Origin of the sequence: Faecalibacterium sp. i21-0019-B1 (genome assembly GCF_042852915.1) — a bacterium.
Taxonomy (GTDB): Bacteria; Bacillota; Clostridia; order Oscillospirales; family Ruminococcaceae; genus Faecalibacterium; species Faecalibacterium taiwanense.
On the sequence record NZ_AP031425.1, the window covers coordinates 1821367 to 1844603 of the forward strand.

General features: G+C 47.9%; 17 protein-coding genes. 8 read left to right on the forward strand and 9 right to left on the reverse strand.

Translation table 11 applies throughout. The annotated features are described in order from the left end of the window. Positions 1 to 3 precede the first annotated feature (3 nt). The 7 genes from ACGHP1_RS09220 to ACGHP1_RS09250 all read right to left on the reverse strand — a co-directional run bounded on the left by ACGHP1_RS09220 (position 4) and on the right by ACGHP1_RS09250 (position 8027). Complete coding sequence (locus ACGHP1_RS09220; protein ID WP_390509117.1) at positions 4 to 2649, reverse strand: ABC transporter permease; 2646 nt, start codon at positions 2647 to 2649, stop codon at positions 4 to 6. A 15-nt stretch (positions 2650 to 2664) separates the two neighbouring features. Further along, complete coding sequence (locus tag ACGHP1_RS09225) at positions 2665 to 3336, reverse strand: ABC transporter ATP-binding protein (protein ID WP_006858253.1); 672 nt, start codon at positions 3334 to 3336, stop codon at positions 2665 to 2667. Positions 3337 to 3471: 135 nt separating this feature from the next. Next, positions 3472 to 4371: a sensor histidine kinase gene (locus tag ACGHP1_RS09230; protein WP_390509120.1), complete on the reverse strand. Its 900-nt coding sequence runs from the start codon at positions 4369 to 4371 to the stop codon at positions 3472 to 3474. Beyond that, on the reverse strand, positions 4364 to 5041 hold the full coding sequence (locus tag ACGHP1_RS09235; RefSeq protein ID WP_055269994.1) for a response regulator transcription factor: 678 nt from the start codon (positions 5039 to 5041) through the stop codon (positions 4364 to 4366). Before ACGHP1_RS09235 ends, ACGHP1_RS09230 begins: the two co-directional genes overlap by 8 nt. A 16-nt stretch (positions 5042 to 5057) precedes the next feature. Then, positions 5058 to 6230 carry a hypothetical protein gene (locus ACGHP1_RS09240; protein ID WP_055269996.1) on the reverse strand — a complete coding sequence of 391 codons (1173 nt, stop codon included), beginning with the start codon at positions 6228 to 6230 and terminating at the stop codon, positions 5058 to 5060. A 44-nt stretch (positions 6231 to 6274) separates the two neighbouring features. Continuing rightward, positions 6275 to 6907, reverse strand: coding sequence for a hypothetical protein (locus ACGHP1_RS09245; RefSeq protein ID WP_021683574.1), 633 nt, complete (start codon positions 6905 to 6907; stop codon positions 6275 to 6277). Further along, complete coding sequence (locus ACGHP1_RS09250; RefSeq protein ID WP_177822605.1) at positions 6900 to 8027, reverse strand: DUF6076 domain-containing protein; 1128 nt, start codon at positions 8025 to 8027, stop codon at positions 6900 to 6902. The genes ACGHP1_RS09245 and ACGHP1_RS09250 overlap by 8 nt, the downstream gene beginning before the upstream one ends. 222 nt (positions 8028 to 8249) lie before the next feature. On the opposite strand from ACGHP1_RS09250, the gene ACGHP1_RS09255 reads away from it, so the two are divergent. From ACGHP1_RS09255 to mcrC, 8 genes are all read left to right on the forward strand, one after another. Then, positions 8250 to 8870 carry a CHC2 zinc finger domain-containing protein gene (locus ACGHP1_RS09255; RefSeq protein ID WP_055269999.1) on the forward strand — a complete coding sequence of 207 codons (621 nt, stop codon included), beginning with the start codon at positions 8250 to 8252 and terminating at the stop codon, positions 8868 to 8870. Continuing rightward, positions 8845 to 10236 (forward strand): phage/plasmid primase, P4 family, encoded by a 1392-nt coding sequence (locus ACGHP1_RS09260; RefSeq protein WP_118622915.1) that lies wholly within the window; start codon positions 8845 to 8847, stop codon positions 10234 to 10236. Before ACGHP1_RS09255 ends, ACGHP1_RS09260 begins: the two co-directional genes overlap by 26 nt. A 377-nt stretch (positions 10237 to 10613) precedes the next feature. Beyond that, entirely contained in the window at positions 10614 to 11903 is a 1290-nt protein-coding gene (locus ACGHP1_RS09265) for a plasmid recombination protein (RefSeq protein ID WP_021683580.1), read from the forward strand. 15 nt (positions 11904 to 11918) lie between these two features. Beyond that, on the forward strand, positions 11919 to 12104 hold the full coding sequence (locus ACGHP1_RS09270; protein WP_118622913.1) for a hypothetical protein: 186 nt from the start codon (positions 11919 to 11921) through the stop codon (positions 12102 to 12104). Between the two features lie 90 nt (positions 12105 to 12194). Continuing rightward, complete coding sequence (locus ACGHP1_RS09275) at positions 12195 to 12425, forward strand: DNA-binding transcriptional regulator (RefSeq protein ID WP_015540908.1); 231 nt, start codon at positions 12195 to 12197, stop codon at positions 12423 to 12425. Continuing rightward, positions 12406 to 14352 carry a recombinase family protein gene (locus ACGHP1_RS09280; protein ID WP_390556632.1) on the forward strand — a complete coding sequence of 649 codons (1947 nt, stop codon included), beginning with the start codon at positions 12406 to 12408 and terminating at the stop codon, positions 14350 to 14352. The genes ACGHP1_RS09275 and ACGHP1_RS09280 overlap by 20 nt, the downstream gene beginning before the upstream one ends. A gap of 116 nt (positions 14353 to 14468) precedes the next feature. Beyond that, positions 14469 to 16898, forward strand: coding sequence for an AAA family ATPase (locus ACGHP1_RS09285; RefSeq protein ID WP_390509126.1), 2430 nt, complete (start codon positions 14469 to 14471; stop codon positions 16896 to 16898). Further along, positions 16888 to 17955: a 5-methylcytosine-specific restriction endonuclease system specificity protein McrC gene (mcrC, locus tag ACGHP1_RS09290; RefSeq protein WP_120081450.1), complete on the forward strand. Its 1068-nt coding sequence runs from the start codon at positions 16888 to 16890 to the stop codon at positions 17953 to 17955. The genes ACGHP1_RS09285 and mcrC overlap by 11 nt, the downstream gene beginning before the upstream one ends. Positions 17956 to 18142: 187 nt before the next feature. On the opposite strand, the gene ACGHP1_RS09295 is transcribed toward mcrC, so the two are convergent. Beyond that, complete coding sequence (locus tag ACGHP1_RS09295; protein ID WP_390509128.1) at positions 18143 to 21280, reverse strand: type I restriction endonuclease subunit R; 3138 nt, start codon at positions 21278 to 21280, stop codon at positions 18143 to 18145. A gap of 9 nt (positions 21281 to 21289) precedes the next feature. After that, positions 21290 to 23236 (reverse strand): hypothetical protein, encoded by a 1947-nt coding sequence (locus ACGHP1_RS09300; RefSeq protein WP_390509131.1) that lies wholly within the window; start codon positions 23234 to 23236, stop codon positions 21290 to 21292. Between the last annotated feature and the right edge of the window lies 1 nt (position 23237).

Genomic DNA, 23237 nt, shown 5'->3' on the forward strand with positions numbered 1-23237 from the left:
CAGTTATTGAGCATCCCTTAATTGCTCTACAACACTGCATTTCGCTGCATTGTCATACATCATGCAAGGAATCAGCCACCCCAGCAGAAGAAATACCGGAATTGTCAGCAGGACAGGCAGAATGGTGAATCGATACTCAAAGAACCAGAACATACTGCCCAGCATTTTTCCTGCAAGAGGTCCCACCGCCAGCGACAGAATAAAGGCCGCCGATACGGAGGACATTGCGTAAAACAATCCCTCGTAGATCAGCATGGTTTTGAGCTGCCGGTTCGTCATTCCTACAGCCTGAAGCACAGCAAATTCACGGCGGCGGGAAAGAATACTGGTCATCATGGCGTTGAAGAAATTTAAGAGTCCCACCAGCCCGATGATAGCACAGAGGATACCACCTACCAGAAGGAACATCTGCCGGAACTGAGCAAACTCAGAGCGAGCCGTGGCCTTGCTTTCATACATCAAGGGTGAAAACACACCGGCAGTGAGCTTCGATAGATATTGCTCTGCTTCGGCCTCGTCTGCGTCGTCTGCTGTGTCGAACAGGTAGAGCATCGGAATGGCCGCACCGCCGCTGTCCCTCTGTGCGGTATCCACAGACAAAACTGTCTCATATCCAATACCACCATAACGATAACTCATGGAATACGGAAGCTCTACCAAGGCGCAGACCGTGTACTCTACATCTCTGGCTCCATACAGTTTTTCCTGAAAGTACTCCTCCGGTGTATCTTCGGTGCGGAGTTCCCCGGTGCGGCTGTCGATATATTTCACATCGTCCGCATAGGTGGCGGTGATCGTGTCTCCCACCTTGGGGTAGTATTCAGGATTGGGCAGATTACCGTAGTCATCTAAGGAAACCGCAATGGCAATAGCGTTATTGTTTGGCTCCAGCATAGGAGAAATATCTCCGTCGAACACTTGCAGCTTGTCAAACAGGCTGTTATCCAGAGCCTCGATTCTGGTATCTCCCATCACCATATCGCCCCGGTGCTCCATGCGGCTCATATGGCTGTCCAACTGCTCAGCACTTTCGTACCTTGCATAGTCCTGCCGCAGAGCATCCTCCGTCATCCAAAGATATACGGGTTTTCGCACAGCATATCCCGTGCCGGAAAGACTGGACTTTGTATTTGCTGCGATCTCTTCGATCTGTTCCGGCGTGATGAATTCATCTGCCGGGTTGTAACGGAAATAGTCGGGCGTGCTGACGATAAAATCGGCGCAGGTCATGAAGGATACATACTTCTCCATGCTGAAGCCGCCCACAAAGGCACACAGTGCATTGAACAGCGTCACCGACAGTGCCAGAGACACCACCACCAGCACCGTCTTTTTTTTGTTTCGTCCCAGATTGGCAAAGGCCATCTGATGGAGCTTCGCTCCCCGGGTGCTGCGCTGTTTTTTCTTGGTCTGCATCGCATCTGTATATTTGGTAGCCTCCACCGGAGAAACCCTGGCTGCCATTTTCCCGGGCTTGGAGCAGGACAAAAGCACCGTCAGCAGGGCAAACAGCACGGAGCCAACAAAGATCACAGGCGAAGTGCTGATGGTGGTGATGCCCGCATCCAACTGGGTGGAGCGCAAGACAACAGGCACCAGAACAGCGCCAATGCCATAGCCCAACAGCAGCCCCGCCGGAATGCCGATCAGACAAAGCAGAAGTGCCTGCTGGCGAATGATGCGTTTGAGCTGCCGGGGCGTTGTGCCAATGGTTTTCAGAAGCCCGTAAAACCGGATATCCCCCGCAACAGAGATCTGGAAAATGTTATAGATGATAAGATACCCGGTGAAAATCACCAGCAGCAAAAAAGCTGCTATGGCGATCACAAGTTCCGGATCGAGATGCGACTCCAGCTGGGATGAGGTATATCCCCAGTTGACGCCGATCCGGACGCTGTTGGGATCGGTATAGCTGTCCCATGTGTAGCCGAGATCGGTATCCACCTGCTCCATCTGCCCTTGAATGTTTGTACTGGAAGCCATCATGACATTCAGGTCAGTGCGGAAGGGCTGTAAACCTGTTTTCACTGCCTGCGCTTCGATATCATCTGCGTAATCACGGCTGATGTTGATGTAATGAACAGGCATTAGTTCATCATAGTCCCAATAGCCCACCAGCGTAAAGGTATCTGTTACAGTAAAGGCGGTTTGATCCTTGTCCATGATGGAATAGGAAACCGTGACCTCTGCGCCCAGTTCCGGCGTCACGCCAAGCAGCTGCAACGCTGCCGTATCCATGGTCACCTCTTTGCCGCTTTCGGGCATCCGTCCGGTAGTAGGGGTGGCATAGCTCCATTTGGTGCAGTTGGCATCCATGTAGCTGATCTCTGCCGGCGTTTTGGAAAAGACACCATCCGCAGTGATGCCGATCACCTTCCGTGCCCCCGCAGACTTTACCTTCGGGTGGGCGGCGATACGTTCCGCCTGCTCGGGGGAAACATCCTTAAAGGTGCCGTGTGCATAGCCGCCTACCTGCCGAAACTGGTAGGTTTCATAGCTGGCGTTCAACGACAAGACAATGGTGAACATGGACGTAAATAGCAGCGTTGTCAGCGCAATGGCAAAAATGGCGATCAGATTGCGGCGACGGTTCGCATAAAGAGATTTTAAGCTGAGCTTTCGAATACATTTTCTGTTTTTGACATTCATCGTAGCCACCTCCCGTTAGTTCTGGGAGACGATCCGACCATCTTCGATACGGATAATGCGGTCTGCCATCTGCGCAATTTCTTCGTTGTGAGTGATCATTACGATTGTCTGGGCGAACTTTTGACTGGTGACTTTCAAAAGGCTCAATACATCCTGGCTGGTTTTGGAATCCAGATTGCCGGTGGGTTCATCTGCCAGAATGATAGCGGGTGCTGCCGCCAGCGCACGGGCAATGGCTACTCGCTGCTGTTGACCGCCTGAGAGCTGATTGGGCAGCGCATCCAGACGGTCATCTAGCCCAAGGGTCTGTACAATCTGCTGTACGAAATCCTTATTGACCTTGCCACCGTCCAGCTCAATGGGTAGAACAATATTTTCATACACATTCAGCACCGGAACAAGATTATATGCTTGGAACACAAAGCCGATTTTCCTGCGGCGGAAGATGGTCAGCGCTTCCTCCTTTAGGGAGAAAATATCCTGTCCGTCCACCATGACCGTGCCGCTTGTAGGGCGATCCAGCCCGCCCAGCATGTGCAGCAGCGTGGATTTGCCGGAGCCGGATGTGCCGACAATTGCAACAAATTCGCCCTTCTTTACACTTAAATCAACTCCATCCAACGCATGAACTGCGTTATTGCCGGAGCCATAAATCTTTTTCAGGTTTTTTGCCTGTAAAACTTCCATAAATGAGTACCTCCATGAAAAAATCTGTATGTATGAAAGGAAATGATCCTTTGATACATACAGATTATCGCATAGGAATCTTTCCACATTCTTTCCGGCGGAAAATGAAATCTAACAGTTTTGATAGAATTGTTGTTATTTCGGCAGAAATATGGAAAACGTACTTCCTTTTCCCGGAACGGAAGCAAACTTGATATAACCGCCCTCGCCGGATATGATCTGTCGGGCAAGGTATAAGCCGATGCCGACCCCTTCTTGTTTCTGCACACTATTTGAGCGGTAAAAGCGAGCAAATATCTTCGCTTGCTCACTTTCCGGGATGCCTGAACCGGTATCCGATATATCGATCCTTGCAAACATTTCATAGCTTACGGCAGAAATAGTAATGGTGCCATGCTCTGTATATTTGATGGCGTTGTCTACGATATTAGCCAGCGCTTCCGCTGTCCATTTGAAGTCGAATACAGCAAAAGCATCTGTATCCTGCATTTGCAAAGACAATCCTTTTTCAGAAGCCTTGGCAGTATATTGTTCTACCACACTTTCAAGCAGCGGCTGCAGCGCTGTCGGCTGGGGGGAGAGTGAAATGATCCCGTTTTCCAGTCTGGAAAGCTTTACGAGAGAATCGATCAGAAATCGCAGCTTTTCCGATTGTTTGTACAGCGCCTCCACATTTGCCTTCGCCGATGCAGGCAGAGTTTCCTCCATCAAAAGCTCGCTGTATAACAGCAGGTTTGCAATCGGCGTTTTTGTCTGGTGGGAGATGTCCGCAATCAAGGTTTTGATTTTGTCTTTTTCCTGCGCTATGTTTTGAGAAGATGCTTCTGCGGCGGAAAGATAGTGCGCAAACTTCGTTTCCAATGCAGATAGCTGGCTTTCATCAAAATTGGTTTCAGAAAAGGAGCCGGTCATGGCAGCGTCCAGCATTCTTTCGATTTCTTCCATCGTTTTTCTGGCCTTTCTCCGCTCCCATAACACAACAGCTGCCGCCGCCAGAAAACACAGCAGTATGATCACAATGCCGGTTTTATTCATCTTTTGTCACCCAGCTATAACCGATTCCATAGACGGTTTTAATGTATTTCTGTGCGCCAAGCTTATCCCTCAGACGCTTGATCGTAACAGACAAAGCATTTTCATCCACATATTCTGCGCCATCTGTCCAGACCCGGTCGACAAGGTCTCCACGGGTCATGGTTCGGCCTCGGTTTTCAACAAGCAGGCGCAGTAATTTTTGTTCTGTTTTACTCAATTCCACTTTTGAATCTCCCACATAAAAGGTCATAGCCTCAAAGTCAAAGTGAAATAGATCCATATGGATCGGCGCATTTTTATGGCTTGACGCTTGCTTTCGCAGTTGGGTATTCACCCTTGCCCGCAAAACCGAAAGAGAAAAGGGCTTGGTAATGTAATCATCAGCACCTCTCTCCAGTCCGTCTACGATGTCCAGATCGGTGTCGTTGGCAGTCAGCAGAATAACAGGAACTCCGGGTATGTTTTCCTTGACCTCCCGGAGCAGCTCAAGCCCACTGCCATCCGGCAGATTGATATCCAACAGGATCAGGGATACACCGCCGCAAAGCAATTGCTCTCTTGCCGCTTTTAGATCATGGCAGGATATAATCTGGCGGTCATCTGCTTTCAGCGCTTTGCATAAGCCTTGATTCAAGCCGATATCATCTTCAACAATCAGTAATTGCTCCATATATCTCACTCCCTCGTTATTCAAATACCACCATTATTTCCTTGGGCAATTTTTCGTTCTCACAGTTCAGAAGATAGGCGATTGCTCTGCTTGCAAATTTGTTTGTTTTCACTGTATCCCAATCGGCAAGCAAAATGACCTCTGCCTTGCCGTTCTCAAAATCTAATGATATTTCGCCCCATTCGCCGTCGCAGTCTGCCTGATATTCGTAGATTGCGGCGGCGATTTTCTTTTTTCGCTTGATCTTGGATTTCTGTTTTAGCCGGACTGCATGGATTGCGCCCTCGGCAACCAACAATTCCGTCAACTTGTCCACTGCTTTTCGGTAGGCTCGTTCTGCACCGCTGGCTGTACTGCCCTCAAACATAACCGCCAGTTCTTCAAAGGTGGGGCGGTCTTTCCATGAGCTGACACGCCCACAGGTCATGCAAATTGCTAACCGTTTTTCAAGCAAGGTCTGTTCCCGGTAATTCAGTTTCTCAAATGCCCGCTGCACCTTTTCTGCCTGTATGCCGTTCCAGAGGATATCGGTATAGTTCCAGCTATCGTCAAGGGCTACATCCTCGCCTGTTTCCTCGCCGTTCTCGTCTGTCACATAGAATGGCTGCTGATTGCGGATTCCACGGACAACTTTCAGATATTCTTCCGCAAGGGCAAGATCGCAGTTGTATTTCTTGGAAAATTCGTTGACCGCATCCTTGGTATTGTGGTACAGCCAAGCCATTGACCGCACCATTTTGTAATTGGTCAGAGAGGACACCGACCATTTTTCTTCGCCCATGCGAAAACGGAGCATAGCATCCCGGATGAACGGGAAAATGTATGTAGCATACTCTGCACCCTTGGCAAGGTCATAGTCCATCAGCTTTTGGAGCATTTGCTCCCGGCAGGAGAGCTTTATATCTATAAATCGGTCTGTGTCATACAGATCGCCGCCATCCACACCGAGAAAGTCTTTGATGCGCTTGTTAAGCTGCGGCTCGTAGTGGTGTAGGAAGAATGAGAAATATATCAAATTCTTTTCCTGCAAGGCAGACAGGATATATTCGTTCAGATTGCCCACCGCTGGAGGCTCCGGTTCCAGTTGGAAGATGCGCTCTGCCGCATAAGGAATGATGCCGTCACCGTGCGGATTGACAGCGTGTTTTGGTATGTATCCGGTCATGTCCCATGAAAAATCACTCAGCATAGCGCACCTCCTTTCGGTTCTTTCTCTATCAATATCGACAGTAATTATGCATCGAACTTTTTGTTAGTAGTATTATTTTCGTCGTCCATCATATCACTTAGCACGGCAAAAGCTTGGCTCAGCGGCACAGCCTTAGAAGTCCAGTTTTTCAAACTAAACAAGTTGGAAGATTCATCAAACACATCAAATTCGTCTGTCCCATCAGTGATTTTCTTCAAGTACAACATTTCTATCAAATACAAAGCTCCCAAGATATTTAGTACATTCTCCTGCTTTGCTTGCTTCAACTGCTCATAGCGGTTGTGCTTGACATCTGTAAATGCTCCCCACCATTGCAACGACTGTGCGGGCTGGGTAATATCCCAATTCATAAACGGTTGTATTTCGATATCGTATTCCTGTACACTGATTTTTTGATTTTTTATATCCGGTGTGTTGGTCAAAATATACTGTGCATAGTCTGCAACCGTTTTTCGATCCGTTGTATTGAAACCGCAAAACTCTTTGAATACAGTATCCAACTCTGCCCCTATGGCTTGAATTAAGAGGGCATATCCGTTAGAAAATGCATCAAAATTGTCCTCATGTAGTTCTACAAACTCTATTGATTCAACAAAACGCTTTTCGAGCATTAAGTAGTATTTCCAATGATTCTGACTAAGTTCTTTTCTATTCATGTTTGTCCCTTTCTTTGTATATTTTTGCACTTGCTTCCTTTTTCAAAGCCGCCTGGTCCATTTCTTTTTCATAAGCTCCCTTGGCATAGGCTACATTGCTCAATGCCCGGAGCATCTTATCTTTTGCCAGCTTTTTCATAACCTCTGCAAGATCAGCGTCCAGAGTACCACGCTTCACATAGCGGTTTATGGTGTTCAGCCGTTTCTCATAAATCTGTTTCACCGGATGATCGTCCGCAAGCTCCCGTTGTTCTCTGCCTTTCAGGTTGCCGATCTGCCGACAGGTGCGGTGCAGCTTGTCCCCCGGTGCATAGCCGCCACAGTATTTGGTGTGCCGTGCGTTGGTGGTCAGAAACCACTTGCCGCAGATTTTGCATTTCTTTGGTGCATGACCAACACACAGGCCCTCAAAGAGATCAGACCGGAACATCCCTACAAAGGATACATAGTGCATCCGCTTGACCAGCTTCGCAACTTTTTCGCCGGGACGGATGACGGATACATACTGAACGGAATTGTTCAGGGTAGACATCCAGGCATTGCCTTCCGTGATGGAAAACTCCGGCGGGAAATAGCTGCCGAACATTTTTGCAAAACCCTCTGCGGTGCGGTCTGCTTCGTTGCCGTCTGTTTTTTCTGCAAAATCAAGCATGGCCGTTTGGTATTCCCCAAGGGAGTATGCCAGATGCCCGAAAACTGAGGTATAGCGTTGGAGCATCATCGCATCGGTAAAGTTCTGGATTTCTTCAAATTGCAAAGAATTGGTTGCGGCTTTTATGGCAAACTCCACATATTTCAGCGCATTGTCCACAGTAAAGACTTTTTCAATCCGTTCTCTGTGCTTTGAGATATTCATATAGGAGAACGGCGGTGTTTGACTGAGAATATCGAGCATCGTCAGAGCAGCTTCCTTTGCAATAGGACAGAGTGCAGAAGCATCCTGTCCGGCGTTTAATATTCCAAGCAGCAGATTGATTTTCTCGCATTGCTCGTTTATTTTTGCAATGGTATTCACAGGAACATTCAGTGCATCACAGGCAAGCGTACCGACAGGAAATGTTTTGCTCTCATATATGACCGTATCCTGCCAGAAATCCAATGTCATCAATTCTTGATTCATGCTTGCCCTCCTGTCCTGTTTTTTCATTTTTCTAATTATATCATGTAAATGTGAAGAAATCTACGTCCTCAGATAAGTTGTCCTGTTTTTTGAAACAGGATTGTCCTGTCATTAGCCTGTTTTTTGAAAAATCCGTCATAACCATAATAGAAGGAGCGAAGCACCTGCCAATCACGGCGGGTGCTTCGTGCTTTCCAGAATATTATGAACGGAGGGTTTTCTATGACAATCTATGAAACCATCAAGGCGGCAATCAGCGTCAAGCAAGCCGCCGAACACTACGGGCTGAAAGTGAGCCACAACGGCATGGCTTGCTGCCCGTTCCACAACGACAGGCATCCGAGCTTGAAGCTGAATGAGGACTATTTTTTCTGCTTCGGCTGCGGAGCCAAAGGGGATGTGATCGACCTTGTGGCAAGGCTGTTCAATCTGAGCAGTTATGAAGCAGCGCAAAAGCTGGCTTTGGACTTCGGGCTTGACCCGAAACCGCCCACTGCCGCAGCTATGGTCAAGCCGAAGCGTCCCTATATCCGTCAGTTCCGGGAGGATGAAATGCTGTGCTTCCGGGTGCTGACGGATTATTTGCATCTGTTGGAAGATTGGAAAGTGCGCTATGCTCCCAAGACACCGGAAGATGCTCTGGATGACCGTTTTGTGGAAGCCTGCCAGATGCACTGCCATATCGAATATATGGCAGATGTGCTGACGGTGGGTGATCTGGAAGAACGGGTGGCATTGGTGGACAAGCTGATGCAGGACGGCAAAATTGCTTTTCTGCAAGAGTATACCGCACAAAAGAAAAAGGAGGTGGCGCACCATGGCGAAGAACCGGAAAACGCCTGATATGAACTTGCCCATGTGGTTTGACGGGCAGAACATCAACGAAGCTCTGTTTTGTGAAGAATTTCTGCAAGAGCGCAGGATCATCTTCGCAAACGGAGCTTTTTTCACGCCCGATGGTCGAGTGACGGACGATCTTCCTCTGCGTGGGGAGATTTACGACAAGCTGAAATTCTGTGCCGTAAACAATATCCCCCGGAAGATCACCAACATTCTGGAAGTGCTGAAACTGGAAGCGCAAGTGCCGGACTTTCCACCGGAGCAGGATCGGATTCATTTATCCAACGGTACGCTGCTATTGAACGGCACATTTACCGAGGGCAGACCGGCTATCGTGCGGAGCCGTTTGCCGGTTGCTTACAATCCCGATGCTACTGCGCCGGTGATCTGGCTGAACTTTCTGGATGGGTTGCTTTACGCCGAGGACATTCCAACTTTGCAGGAGTTTATCGGCTATTGCCTGATTCCCTCCAACAAGGGGCAGCGCATGATGGTGATTAAAGGCAACGGCGGCGAGGGTAAATCTCAAATCGGTGCGGTACTGTCTACCATCTTCGGCACGAATATGAAAGACGGCAGCATCGGCAAGATTTCTGAAAACCGCTTCGCCCGTGCCGATTTGGAACACATTCTCCTGTGCGTGGATGATGATATGCGGATGGAAGCTCTGCGCCAGACCAACTATGTAAAATCCATCGTGACAGCACAAGGCAAGATGGATTTGGAACGTAAAGGCAAGCAGAGTTATCAGGGCTGGATGTTCGCCCGATTGCTGGCATTCAGCAACGGTGATCTGCAAGCCTTGTATGACCGCAGCGACGGATTTTATCGCAGACAGCTTGTGCTGACCACCAAGGAAAAGCAGGTGGACAGAGCTGACGATCCTGATCTTGCAGAGAAGATGAAAGCTGAAGCCGAGGGTATCTTCCTGTGGGCATTTGAAGGCTTGCAGCGGCTTGTTGCCAACAACTTTAAGTTTACGGAGAGTGACCGCATCCGTGAAAATCGGGAAGCGGTCAAGCGTGACAACAACAATATCTTTGATTTCATGGAATCAGAGGGATATATCCGGTGCAAAGCGGATGCGTCCATCAGCTCCAAGGATTTCTATGAAATCTACCGGATGTGGTGCGAGGAAAACTCCCTTGCACCGCTGAAAGCCCGCAGCTTCAGCGACGCCATGATTGCCAATGCCAGAAAATTCAATCTGGAGCATTGCAACAACATCACCAACTCTGCTGGACGGCGGGTTTGGGGATTCATGGGAGTGGAAGCCATTGCACGACCTCATATAAATGGGTTTTACGGAGATTCGCCGTGTACGTACGTACCGGAGGACATTCCGGAGGAATGGCGGCAGGTCGAGTAAATCCCATTGCTGGTACGTATGTACGCAGCAAAAGAGCGTGAAACGCTTGTTATAGAAACAGCACACATCCTCTCGTTCGGGCTGTTTCTATGTCCACAGGCTTTTGAAAAAGTGTCTGTGGACACCGGCTGCAAGAGGAAGTTGACACAGAACAGCTTCATGCAGACGGGCTGACCATGGGAAAAGGCGCAGACATTTTCGCCTTGGTCAGCAGAGGTCACCGCAGTGACCGCATTCCCCCTCGGGAGAGCCCTCGGAGAGCCCACGGCACTTTGCAGCCAGTATGGATGAAAGTGTCATAGTGGGTTATTACACTTTGAAAAAGTGCCGTTCTCCAGCCTTCCGCTGTTGCAAATCTCAAAGAAAGGAAAAATCCAATGGCAAGAAATGATGGAATAGACCGTACCGTAGCCAGAAATCAGGACTTGGAAACACCGGCTGATGTGGCGAAGGTACAGGAACACAATGAGCGTGAAAAGGACAGCTACAGCAATCAGGACATCGTGCCGGAACGCACTTCTCTGAACGTCCATTTCAAAGCACCCACGGACGATTATGTAAAAATGTTTGAGCAGATGGAACAAGACGGCGTGATCTCCACCAGAGGTCTGAAACCGGATGCCGTCAAATACGGTGAGTTGGTATTTGATGTGAATTCCGCTTATTTCTACAATCATGGCGGCTATGAATTTGCGAAACAGTTTTATGCCGATGCCTACAAAGCTGCTGCGGAGATCGTAGGTGGTGAGCAGTATATCCTCTCCGCTGTGATGCACGCCGATGAGCGCAACCGAGCAATGTCCGAAGCTTTGGGCGAAGATGTGTACCACTACCACCTTCATGTGGTTTATATCCCGGTGGTGGAAAAGCAGATCCTTTGGTCGAAGCGATGCAAGGATGAAGCCCTCCGGGGAACCGTTAAGGAGGTCATCACACAGGTCAGCCGCAGTAAGAAATGGGAGTCCAAGCCGGTGCTTGGCGAGGACGGAAATCCCATGCTCAACGCAAAAGGGAAAAAGATTTTGAAGTCATCCTACAGTGTGTTGCAGGATGACTTTTTCAATTTCATGCGAAACGCCGGTTATACCGATGTGGAGCGTGGAGAACGTGGAAGCACCGAGGAACATCTGACTGTGACCCAGTTCAAGGTGCAGGCAGAACAGCAGCGGCTGGAAGCTGTGACCGGGCAGGTGGCACAGGCAGAACAGAATTTGGAGGATGCCAAAGCTGCCACAGCAAAACAGAAAAAGAAACTGGAATCTTTGCAAAAGGAAACCAAGGCGGCAAAGACCATTGCGCTGACAGTGCAGGACATTGAAGTAATGGGCAAAAAAGCCACATTCGGAAACAATATCACGCTGACACCGGATGAATGCGACACACTCAAACGCTATGCGGTCAATGGCATTATCGCCAATGCTGACAACAAGCGTCTGAAAGAAAAACTGGCTTCCGCAGAAAAGACGGTTTCCATCTGGAAGCAGCGGTATGAAGCGGTAAACGAAAAATATATGGAACTCAAACAGAAAGCCCAACCCTTTCTGGATGCACTGGAAATCGCATCCGAAAAGGTTCGGGCTTTTATCAATTCTATCCTCATCAGAGGAAAGCAAACACAGGAACACGAACACCCTGCCCGGAAGCGTGGACAGGATATGGAACTTTGATGGAGGAATCGCCTATTGAAGAAATATTATGAGGAAGCGAAATATAATGCGGCATTTGACCGCTGTGTGGATGTTATGAGCCAGATGCTCCAGAAATATGGACATCAGGTTTTGAATAAATTGGAACAGGACGCACCGCAGGGAGTGGAGCATTCCGAGGAAAGTAATCAAGCGCAGCTTCTGACGGATAAGGCTGCATAAAATTTGCAATTTACACGTTGCGTATTCGCTATGGCTATGCTATAATGATTACGCAACGTGTATTTTTTTGCTTTTGTGGAGAAAAGACGGATGGATTGTAAAAACAGAATTATAAAGTTGCGTGAAAGCACAGGACTGAATCGGAAAGATTTTTGCAAGCTCGTCCATATTCCTTACCGGACTATGACTGAATGGGAATTGGACAACCGCCATGCACCGGATTATGTGCTGTGGCTTTTGGAGTATTATATCCGCAACGAGGGACTTATGGTAAAAGGAAGGAATGAGGGAGGTGGAGATTCTGAAAAAGAAACAACTTAAATGCTATCTTTATACAAGAGTGTCCACCTCGATGCAGGTTGACGGATACAGCTTGGATGCCCAGCGTGACAAGCTGCGGAAGTATGCGGCATACGAGGATATGATCGTTGCCGGGGAGTATTCTGACGAGGGCTTTTCCGGAAAGAACATTCAAGGGCGGCAGGAGTTTCAACGGATGCTGAATGACATCCAGGACGGCAAAGATGATGTTTCTTATGTGTTGGTCTTTAAGCTGTCCCGATTTGGCAGAAATGCAGCGGACGTTCTGAATTCTTTGCAACTCATGCAGGATTTCGGTGTCAATCTGATCTGCGTGGAGGATGGCATTGACAGCTCCAAGGATGCAGGAAAGCTGATGATCTCTGTGCTGTCTGCGGTGGCAGAGATTGAGCGAGAAAATATCCGCACACAGACAATGGCAGGACGTGAGCAAAAGGCTCGTGAGGGCAAATGGAACGGCGGTTTCGCTCCATATGGATACAAACTGGAAAATGGAAACCTTGTCATTGCAGAGGATGAAGTGGAAGTAATTCGTGTCATTTATGACCGCTACATTCACACTAATGAGGGTGTTGCAGGAGTTGCAAAATATCTGAACCGCAATGGTTATACTAAGAAACTAAGACAGAATAATACCATTCCGGGATTTTCAAGAGATTTTGTGAAAAATGTATTGTACAATCCTGTTTATATGGGAAAGATTGCTTACGGCAGACGAAGAACAGAAAAGAAACAGGGTACAAGAAACGAGATGCACGTGGTTGAGCAGTCGGAGTTCCCGGTTTATGAAGGACAACACGAAGCTATCATTTCCGAAGAGGATTGGTATCTGGTACAGGAAAAGCGCAAGATCAATTCTTTTAAGCGGGAAAAGGTTAACAATCCAGACCACGCACACATCCTGTCCGGTATCTTGAAATGCCCATGCTGCGGAAAGAGTATGTACGGCAATATCGCCAAGGCGCACAGCAAGGACAAGAAAACACGGTATTATTACTACTGCAAAAATACGGTAACACCTACCGGGCATGAGTGCAGTTTCCGTCTGAATATCGAGCAGACGGAAATCAACAAATTTGTGGCGAAGGTTATCTCCGCTATGGTCAACAATCCACGGTTTGTAGAAGCGATTCAGGCGAAAATCGGAACAGCAGTTGATACAGAAGATATGGAACGGCAGATTGCTGTCCTACAAGGGCGGCTAAAGCAAGCCTTTGGAACGAAAAGCCGCTTGGAGCGTCAGATGGATACCTTGGACATCAATGATGCCCACTATGACAGAAAGATTTTGGACTTGCAGCGCCGCTATGATGAGCAGTATGACACCATAGAGGAAATCGAAGTTCAGATTGGCGAATTGCAAAGTCAGATCCGCAGCATCCAGCAGGAGAAGATTTCCGGAGACAATATCTATCGCTTGTTGCTGGCATTTGATGAAGTCTACCATTCCGCAACGGAAGCGGAGCAGAAGGAGTTTATGAAGGCCTTTATCGAGCGAATTGAGATGTTCCCGGAGAAAAGGAAAGACGGAAGCTGGATAAAGAAGATCGTATTCAATTTTCCTGTGCCTGTTGATGGTGAGGAAGTGAAAGAACTTCCCTTGGAAACTGAAACAACTGTCGAGGCCGTTCTCCTTTTGTCCAAACTCAACGTCGACCGCCACATTGAAGTGGAAGTGAGCATGGATGAGCTGGATGTGACTGCTGCGGAAAGCAAGGCAACTTACAATGAGATTCGGGAGCATGTATGGGAACATCATCAGTTGAAGGTATCCAATCTCTATATCGCACAGGTGAAGCAGAAGTACGGCATCATCGAGCGAGAGAATTATAATAAAGCGAAAAATGAAAATGCAAAGCAGCCCAAGTGTCCGAAGGAAAAAGAGGATGCGATTGTGGAAGCATTAAAGCATTTTCAGATGATTTGATTTACAGTATGTCCGTCTGATTTTCAGGCGGGCATTTTCTTTTGTTGGAATATGGTGTTTCTATTTTTATCGTGGTACAATATCTTAAAGACTTTTTGATTTCGGAGGGAGCCGTCATGATCGATCTTGCAAAACTGGAGCCTGTTTTGGGCGGATACCAGACCTATTTCCCGAAGCATTGGCCTCATGTTGAAGATTTCAAATGGGAAGCCGCGCAGCATTTCCACGACCATTGGAATATTGACGCGGCAGATTTTGGTGAAATGTTCAAGGAAGCCACTGCAAAGGTCTTTTCGCTTCTGGATACCGGCTATGCCTATCCCCGTGCGATGATCCTGAATTTCGCAGCAGCGGACTGTGAAGCAACACGCGCAATGTTCCGCAGCTTGTTTGATGAATCCACCGAACTTTCCCAGCGCATTATTGCATTTCAGGCTGCCACCGAAGAAATACGCACAAAATACAACGACGGCAGTTGGAATAACCACTACCAGAACACCAGTGCCATTAGCGTCTATCTGTGGCTCCGGTATCCGGATCAATATTATATCTACCGCTATTCCGTTGCCCGTGACATCTCGGATGCGCTGAACTTCGATGCTCCGCCCAAGCGGGATGGTTCCGTAGAATCGCTGCTAAACAGCTACCGCCTTTATGATGAGCTGCGGGTGGCACTGAGCCAAAATGCTGCCATCACCCAGATGATCCGCAGTGCCATTGAAGCAGCCCCTGCCGGAAAATACTGGCCAGACACACACTGGAATATCGCTGCCATTGATCTGGGCTTTTATCTGAGCCGTTTCTACCTTGCCGAACAAAAGACATCACAGATGCAGGCCGGATGGTTTCCTGCTGAAAGTGAGTATGATCCGGGCATTACAACCGCACAGTGGAGTGCTTTGCTGCAAGACACCTCGGTTTTTACCTCGGAGGCTTTGCGGGTGATGAAATGTATGCTGGATTACGGCGGGCAGGCCACCTGCAAACAGCTTGCCATTAAATACGGTGAAACCAGCAACTTCTACATCTCCAACTCCTACCATCTTGCACAGCGGGTGGCAGAAAAGACTGGCTGCCGCTGCATGCCCCGCGACAGCGAAAATATGCGTTGGTGGCCCATTTTATATGTGGGCAAAAATGCCAGCACAAAGGCGGATGGCACTTACATCTGGCGCTTGCGAGATGAGCTTTTACAGGCTCTGAAAAAAGCCGACCTCTCGAAAGTACCGGCTGCCGCTGCCGCCTGTGAAGCACCTTCACGCCACTACTGGTGGCTGACTGCCAATCCTAAGATCTGGAGTTATTCCAGTCTGCGGGTCGGCGAAGAGCAGACCTATACGCTGTACAATGACAACGGGAACAAGCGCAGGATTTTCCAGAATTTCCTCGATGCAAAAGCCGGGGATCTTGTGATCGGCTATGAGGCCAATCCGGTAAAGCGAGTGGTAGCTCTGGCCAAGATCACACAGGAAAGCAACGGCAAAGAGATTTATTTTGAAAAGACCGAGAGCCTGACTTCCCCCATTGACTATGCTGTACTGAAGGCTTTCCCTGAGCTGGAGAAAATGGAGTTCTTCGTACAGCCGAACGGAAGCCTGTTCAAGCTCTCGGAGGGTGAGTACAACTTTATTCTGGATCTGATCCGGGATGAAAACCCTGCTCCCGTCCGGCAGGCATCTGCCGACAGCTACACCAGAGTTGATTTTCTGCACGATGTTTTTCTGAGTGAGCAACGCTATGAAGTGTTGGTTTCTTTGCTACGCCACAAGAAAAATATCATTCTGCAGGGTGCACCCGGCGTTGGAAAGACCTATGCTGCCAAACGGCTGGCGTACTCTATAATGGGTCAAGCTGATTCCTCCCGGGTTGAGTTTGTTCAGTTCCACCAGAATTACTCCTACGAGGATATCATGCTGGGCTACCGGCCGGACGGCTCCGGCTTCAAGCTGACAGAGGGTGTATTTTACCGCTTCTGCCAGAAGGCTTCCAACGACCCCGACCGAGAATACTTTTTCCTGATCGATGAGATCAACCGGGGCAACCTGAGCAAGATCTTCGGCGAGCTGATGATGCTGATTGAAAGCGACCATCGGGGCGAAAAGATCACACTGGCCTATAACGGGATGCCCTTCTATGTCCCGGAAAATTTGTACATTATCGGTATGATGAATACTGCCGACCGCAGCCTGGCCATGATCGACTATGCGCTGCGCAGACGCTTCAGTTTCTTCGAGATCGAACCGGCGTTCACCTCCGATGGATTCCAGAAATATCAATCTGCGCTTGACAATGAAACCTTCAATGCTCTGGTGGAACAGATCAAGGCATTGAACCGGGAAATTACCACAGATGCCTCCCTCGGTCCCGGATTTCGTGTTGGACACAGTTACTTTTGTCTGGCCGACCCTGCCGCCTGCACCACTGACTGGATGTGCTCTGTGGTGGAGTTTGACCTTCTGCCTACGCTGGCAGAATACTGGTTCGACGCGCCCGACAAACTGCACCGTTGGGAAAAGAATCTGCGTGGTGTTTTCAATGACGACTGACAAAGGGATCTTTATCCAGAACATCTACTACATGCTCTCCTACGCCTATCAGGTGCTGCAGCAGCAGGATTATCAGTGCATCGCCTCGGAAAAGTTTGAGCGTATCGACGATTTGTTTGCTGCCATCCTTGCAAAGGGTGTTTCCCGGCAGCTGAAGCAGGGGCTCTATCGAGAATATGTTTCCCGAAGCGAGACCCGGTCAGTTTTGCGTGGAAAGCTGGATCTTCCGCAGACCATTAAGACCCGTATCCAGCACAAGCCACAGGTCGCCTGTACCTTTGACGAGCTTTCCGAGGATAACCTGTATAACCAGATTCTGAAAACCACCCTGCATGTGCTGCTTCGGGATAAGAATGTTTCTACTGAGCGCAAAGTGGAATTGAAGAAAGCGCTTCTGTTTCTGGACACGGTTTCTGCACTGCTTCCCTCTCAAATCCCATGGAAGCAGTTACATTATCAGCGGAGCAACCAGAATTACGAGATGCTGTTGAATCTCTGCTATTTCGTGCTGCACGATATGCTGCAGACCACCGAAAACGGCAGCTATAAAATGACAGCATTTTCGGATGAACGCATGGCAAAGCTGTACGAACGCTTTATTCTGGAGTATTACCGACAAAATCATCCCTACCTTACTGAGGTCAAGGCTGCGCAGGTCAAATGGGATCTTGTGGGAGAGCACGATGCTGCCATGCTGCGGTTTCTCCCTGCCATGCAAACCGATATTTTTCTGCGTTTTCGCGAAAAAGTTCTCATTCTGGATGCCAAGTATTACAGCCAGACATTGCAGCAGCAGTTTAATAAAGAGACCCTGCATTCTGCCAACCTCTACCAGATCTACACCTACGTTAAAAATCAGGATGCTGCCCATACTGGAAACGTTTCCGGGCTGCTAGTCTACGCCAAAACGCAGGAAGCCATCACGCCGAATTGTCTCTTCAACTTAGGCGGCAATCAGATCGGTGCACGCACCTTGGATCTGAATCAGGATTTTCGGCAAATCACCGCACAGCTGGATGGAATTGCCCAGCAGTTTTTCGGGAAGCATCCGCTTTGATCTTTTCCATGTCGATTTACCCGCCTTCACACCCGCCCGTCTGTTTTTTCAAACTTTCTCCTCCTAAGTGTCCGAAGGAAAAAGAGGATGCAATCGTAGAGGCGCTGCGGCATTTTCAGATGATTTGATACGCAATCACCCCAGAGAGAATAGCCTCTTGTGCGTTCTCTCTGGGGTGATTTTTGCGTTATGCTACTTCCGGGTAGCGCATATATACATACTCGTAGATTTTCTTCTGGTAGGTCTGGATATCGCTTACATCATAGCTATTGGGAAGTTCTTGCCAAAGGGTATTGCGAATCAGATTATCCACAATCGCCTTGGTTTCCTGTTTGTCCGTCCAATGGTCAAGTTTAGCGATCTGCTGTTTGATTTTTGTCAGCAAGTCCACGGACACCTTCTTGATCGTTTCAATTTCCTGCTTCGTGAGGTTCTCCGAAAACAGCAAATCGTACACCGAAAGCTCCTCATCGCTGGAAAAGCCCTCACGCACATAGCGCTGCTGCTCCGTGTCCAGTGAACTGGCAAGTTCCATCAGATCCATGAAGGTTTTTTCAATGGTTGCCCGGTTCTGCTCCGCATTGTAGGCATCGATGATCTCCTGATAGCGGTCATAATAATCAATGCGCTGCGGGTTTGCAAACAGCATTTTCGCCAGTTGCTGGTTTACCAGTTCATCCAGATCGCGCAGCAAAAGGTTCTTCCGCCGGGTGTGGGCGAACTCCCGGCTCAACAGGTCAAAGTCAATTTTGCTGATGTCAAACTGCCGGGATGGTACAGCCTCCTGATCTGGCTTTTCCACATGAATGTACTCGTTGACGATACCGTTGATCTGCACCATAAGATCCGTGTTATCTGCGTGTTTCCGCTTCTGCTGCAAGCCCTCGTAGATGGCGAGAATTGCGTTTTTCCGGGCACGCACGGTATCGTCCACATCGTCACGGTCTGCGTAGCGGAACAGCCGCGCCAGTTCAGACGCATAGGTCTGGAAGGTTTTCTTGGTTTCCAACGTCTCGCACATCGCGTTGACTGCATCCTGTACAAGGCTCATCTTCTCAAAGTCCTGTGCATCCACCAGTTCCTGCAGCCGGAACCCGCGTTCTGCCAGAAAGCCGTCCGTTTTTCCGATGACCGTGCAAATACGCTGAATCAGCTCCGTTTTGTCCACCGTTGGGTCAATGCCCGCCGGGCTGTTCTTGCTTACCGTATAATCTGCCAGAGCCTTGCGCAGCGCCTTTACGATACCAATATAGTCCACGATCAGGCCGTTGCTCTTGCCCTCCGAAACACGGTTTGCACGAGCAATAGTCTGCATCAGGGTATGGGCTTTCAACGGCTTGTCCAGATACAGACAGGACAGACACTTTACATCAAAGCCCGTCAGCCACATGGCACAGACGAACACCACCCGGAACGGATTCTTGCTGTCCTTGAATTCTTTATCCAGCTCCCGCTTTTCCATTTTGGCACGGTGCGGCAGAATATCCAGCCCCCACTTTTTGAAGGTCTGCACCTCGTTCTGCTCCTGACTGATTACCACTGCCATTTCGGTTTCTTTCATCCATGCCAGTTTACGGGCAAGCTCCTGCGCTTCCTGCTGGGTCGCTGTGCCCTGCCGGGCTTCCAGCTCCCTGATCTTTGCCTGCCAGCATTCCTGCACATAGTTGTACATCCGCACACAGGTGACCTTATTCAGGCAGACGAACATCGCCTTGCCGCTGGTCCAAAGGTCAGAGTAATGCTCCACAAAGTCCTTTGCAATGGAACGCAGCCGTTCATCTGCGGTGAGAATATGGATTTCCTTTGCAAACTCGCGTTCCAGCTTTTCCTCCTGCGAGGGATCAAGGTCGGCTGCTTCAATGGCATCCAGGATCCGCCCGGTAATCTCCGGCTTGTCCAACTGGGCGATCTTATCCGCACGGTTCTCATAGTACAGCGGCACCGTTGCGCCGTCCTCCACCGCCCGCTTGAAGTCATACACCGACAGATACCCGCCAAAGGTGCGCTCGGTGATATGGTCATCTGCCAGCAGCGGCGTACCGGTAAAGCCGATGCGGGACGCCGTGGGCAGCAGGTGCATCATGTTGTCTGCAAAAATGCCGTACTGGCTACGGTGGGCTTCATCCGACAAAATCAGAATGTCGTGATCCGGGTAGATGGGCGGCTCCTTGGGCAGATTGAACTTCTGGATCAGGGTAAACACAAAGCTGGGGTTGCCCTGCAGCTTTTTCACAAGGTCTGTACCGCTGGATGCAATGAACTGTGAAGCCTTGGTTTTGCCCAGCAGACCGCAGTTTTCAAAGGTATCGCTGATCTGCCGGTTCAGCTCGTCACGGTCGGTCAGCACCACAATGGTGGGCGAGCCTGCAAACTTACGCCGGATCTTCTGCGCCAGAAAGACCATAGAGTAGCTTTTACCTGACCCCTGCGTGTGCCAGAACACACCCAGCCTGCCGTCTTTCAGCTTGCGGTTCTCGTAAGCACTGACGGCCTCGTTGACGCCGAGATACTGGTGGTTGCGGGCCAGAATCTTGGTGGTGCGCCCACCGGAATGGTCGTAAAGGATGAAGTTTTCCAGCAGATCGAGGAAGGTCTTTTTCTCGCAGATGCCCCGCAGCATGGTTTCCAGTTCCACGCTGCCTGCATCGCTTTCCTTCAGACGCTTCCACTCGTGGAAAAACTCGTACTTGCTGCCAAGCGTACCCACCTTGGCTTCCAATCCATTGGACAGCATAAGAAAGGCATTATAGTAGAACAACTGCGGAACAGTATCGAGGTAATCCCGATAATTGTCTATGTAGGCGTTCTGCACATCCACGGTGGGCTTTTTCAGCTCGATGAACAGCAGCGGAATGCCATTGACAAAGCCCACAATGTCCGTTCTGCGGCGGTACAGTTGCGAGTGGATCTTCATTTCTTTTACGGCGAGGAAATGATTGTTTTCCGGGTTTTTGAAGTCGATCACCGCCGCGCTTCGGATTTCGGTGCGGCCATCCGGCCGCTTGACCGTCACCGGGATGCCATCCCGCAGCAGAAAATACTTTTCCTCATTGATCTGCATCAGGGATGCGGTGGAAACATGCGCCGTGAATTTCTTCTGTACCTCGTCCAGCTGGTTCGGGGTGAGCCACGGGTTCAGCCGCAAAAGCGCCTGCCGAAAATACCGGGTCAGCAGCACTTCCCCATAGCTGGTGCGGCCCAACGTCCCGTCCGGCCCCAGCTTTTCGGAGTTGTAAGCCAGCACGACCTCCCAGCCCAGAACATTTTGCAGCAAGTTGCCTGCGCTGTTCTGAACAAGGACATTTTCGGAGTATTCGCGGCTCATAGAATCACCTCATTTGGTTTTCTTTAATTCGTCTAATGTACAGAATTCTTGATTTATTTTTATTATTATCAGAGACATAGCAATCAAGAAAAATGCATAGTCCATCTCTTGTCGACGCTCGCTCAATGAGTTTGTTGCATGTACATAGCGATTTCTCAACGCCATGCCATTTGAAACGCTGTCATTATTTAATAGATAATTCAAATATTTTTGTTCTGGTTCTGAGAACAATGTATCTTTTATCTCAAATTCTTCAAATCCTAATACCTCTTTAACAAATTCTTCTTTTCCCGCATCCTGTCCTAAAAACAAATAATCCCAGTCCTTTAATTCTTTTATTAGATATGCCCGTTTTAAATCCAATTTCAAAAATCCGTCATCTGTTTCTGAGATTGTTTTTCTTAATATTAACCATTTCAAATCATTTTTTTGAAAGAAATCAAAATCATCTTTCTTCTTTTTCTGTTTCAAAAGCAGCTCTACAATATTTTTAAAACTCCTTCTAGTTTCTTTGTTTTTTAGAAAGGGAACCAACTGTGCAGAATACAAAAGATTTTTCTCTCTTTGTAGTTCTTCCGACTTAGAATACGCATACTTATTTTCTAGTAAACTCGGCACATCTGATATCTTTAAATTTTCTGCTGCAAATTCCAAACTGTCCCTATCAACTACTCCATAATGGCAATATTCCGTAAACTGTTTTAAAACGCTTTCGATCTCAATAGCAATATTCCGATTTTTTTCAAGTTGCGTTGCGCCTTTTGATGACGGATGAAAAATGAATCCATCAATATCAAATTCATTTTTTAGATATACTTCAAAGAACCACTTATAAACGTCCTCTATATCAACATTACACTTTTTTAGTATATTGCTGTATCCCAGCATCTGAAGTGCTGTCATTTGATTCATTGCACTAAATGCTGCTCCTGCTGGATACTCTTTAATACCATGTACTCCCATATATGTTTCGAAAAAACCCACTTTAGAAGCATTGGCCACTAATTGGCACCTGCCTTGTTTATCAGTAATTTCAATCAAGTATATTAAATTATTCAAAATCGTAGGATAATCTAAATTTTCTACTATCCAGTCATAGTCTGTCTTACATCTTATGCAAAATTCTTTTTCACTTTCGTTTGATATGTCTCTAACTGTCTTTCCATCTCCACCCAAAGATGGAAAGCTTACTTCTATATTCCATCCAAAATCCATAAAGCGGCTACTATACTTTTCATATAATTCCTTATATTTCTGCCGAGCCATTATTTTTGTTGATGGTTTTAGTTTTAACTTACTTGAGTTTGTTTCTTGCATTATCAACCTAAGATAGTTCAAATTAGGAGCGTCGCTTTTTATATATGCAATTACCAACTCTTCCTTGTTTTCATTTGTCAATTCTTTAGGAATTCTGTACTTATTATCTGATTGACCTTTTTGCAAGTATATTTGTACCAAAAATTCCGCATGTTCTGCATCAGATAAAAAATACTTTGAAACCGCCTCGCTTTGCCTTCCTACAATATCTTTTTGTGACAGTAATACATTTAGCCCCGGCTCTGTTTCCTTCAAAAAATCCAAAAACTCTTCTTTTGAACATTTCTTGTAAATATCTATCTTGGCTATTATTTCCCAAAAATCATCTTTATAAAGAACATCTATATTCTCATGTATTTTCGACAGATTATTTATACCCCTGCTAGCAAAGAACTTTCCAATGATATTCATAATTGTGCCTGACTTTTTCTGAAAATCCAGATACAGTTCATCTGCCCAATCATCAAGTCGTATCCCGGTGTCAATATACTTTTTCACATTATACAGTTCAATTATCTTATTTATATCTGTATATCCATTCCAGTTATGATAATCACCAAAAATCTTTTCACACTTTCTTAATTCTTCTGCATTTGCAAAGTCACCTGTTCCGTAAAATTTAACACCGTAATACTCCATC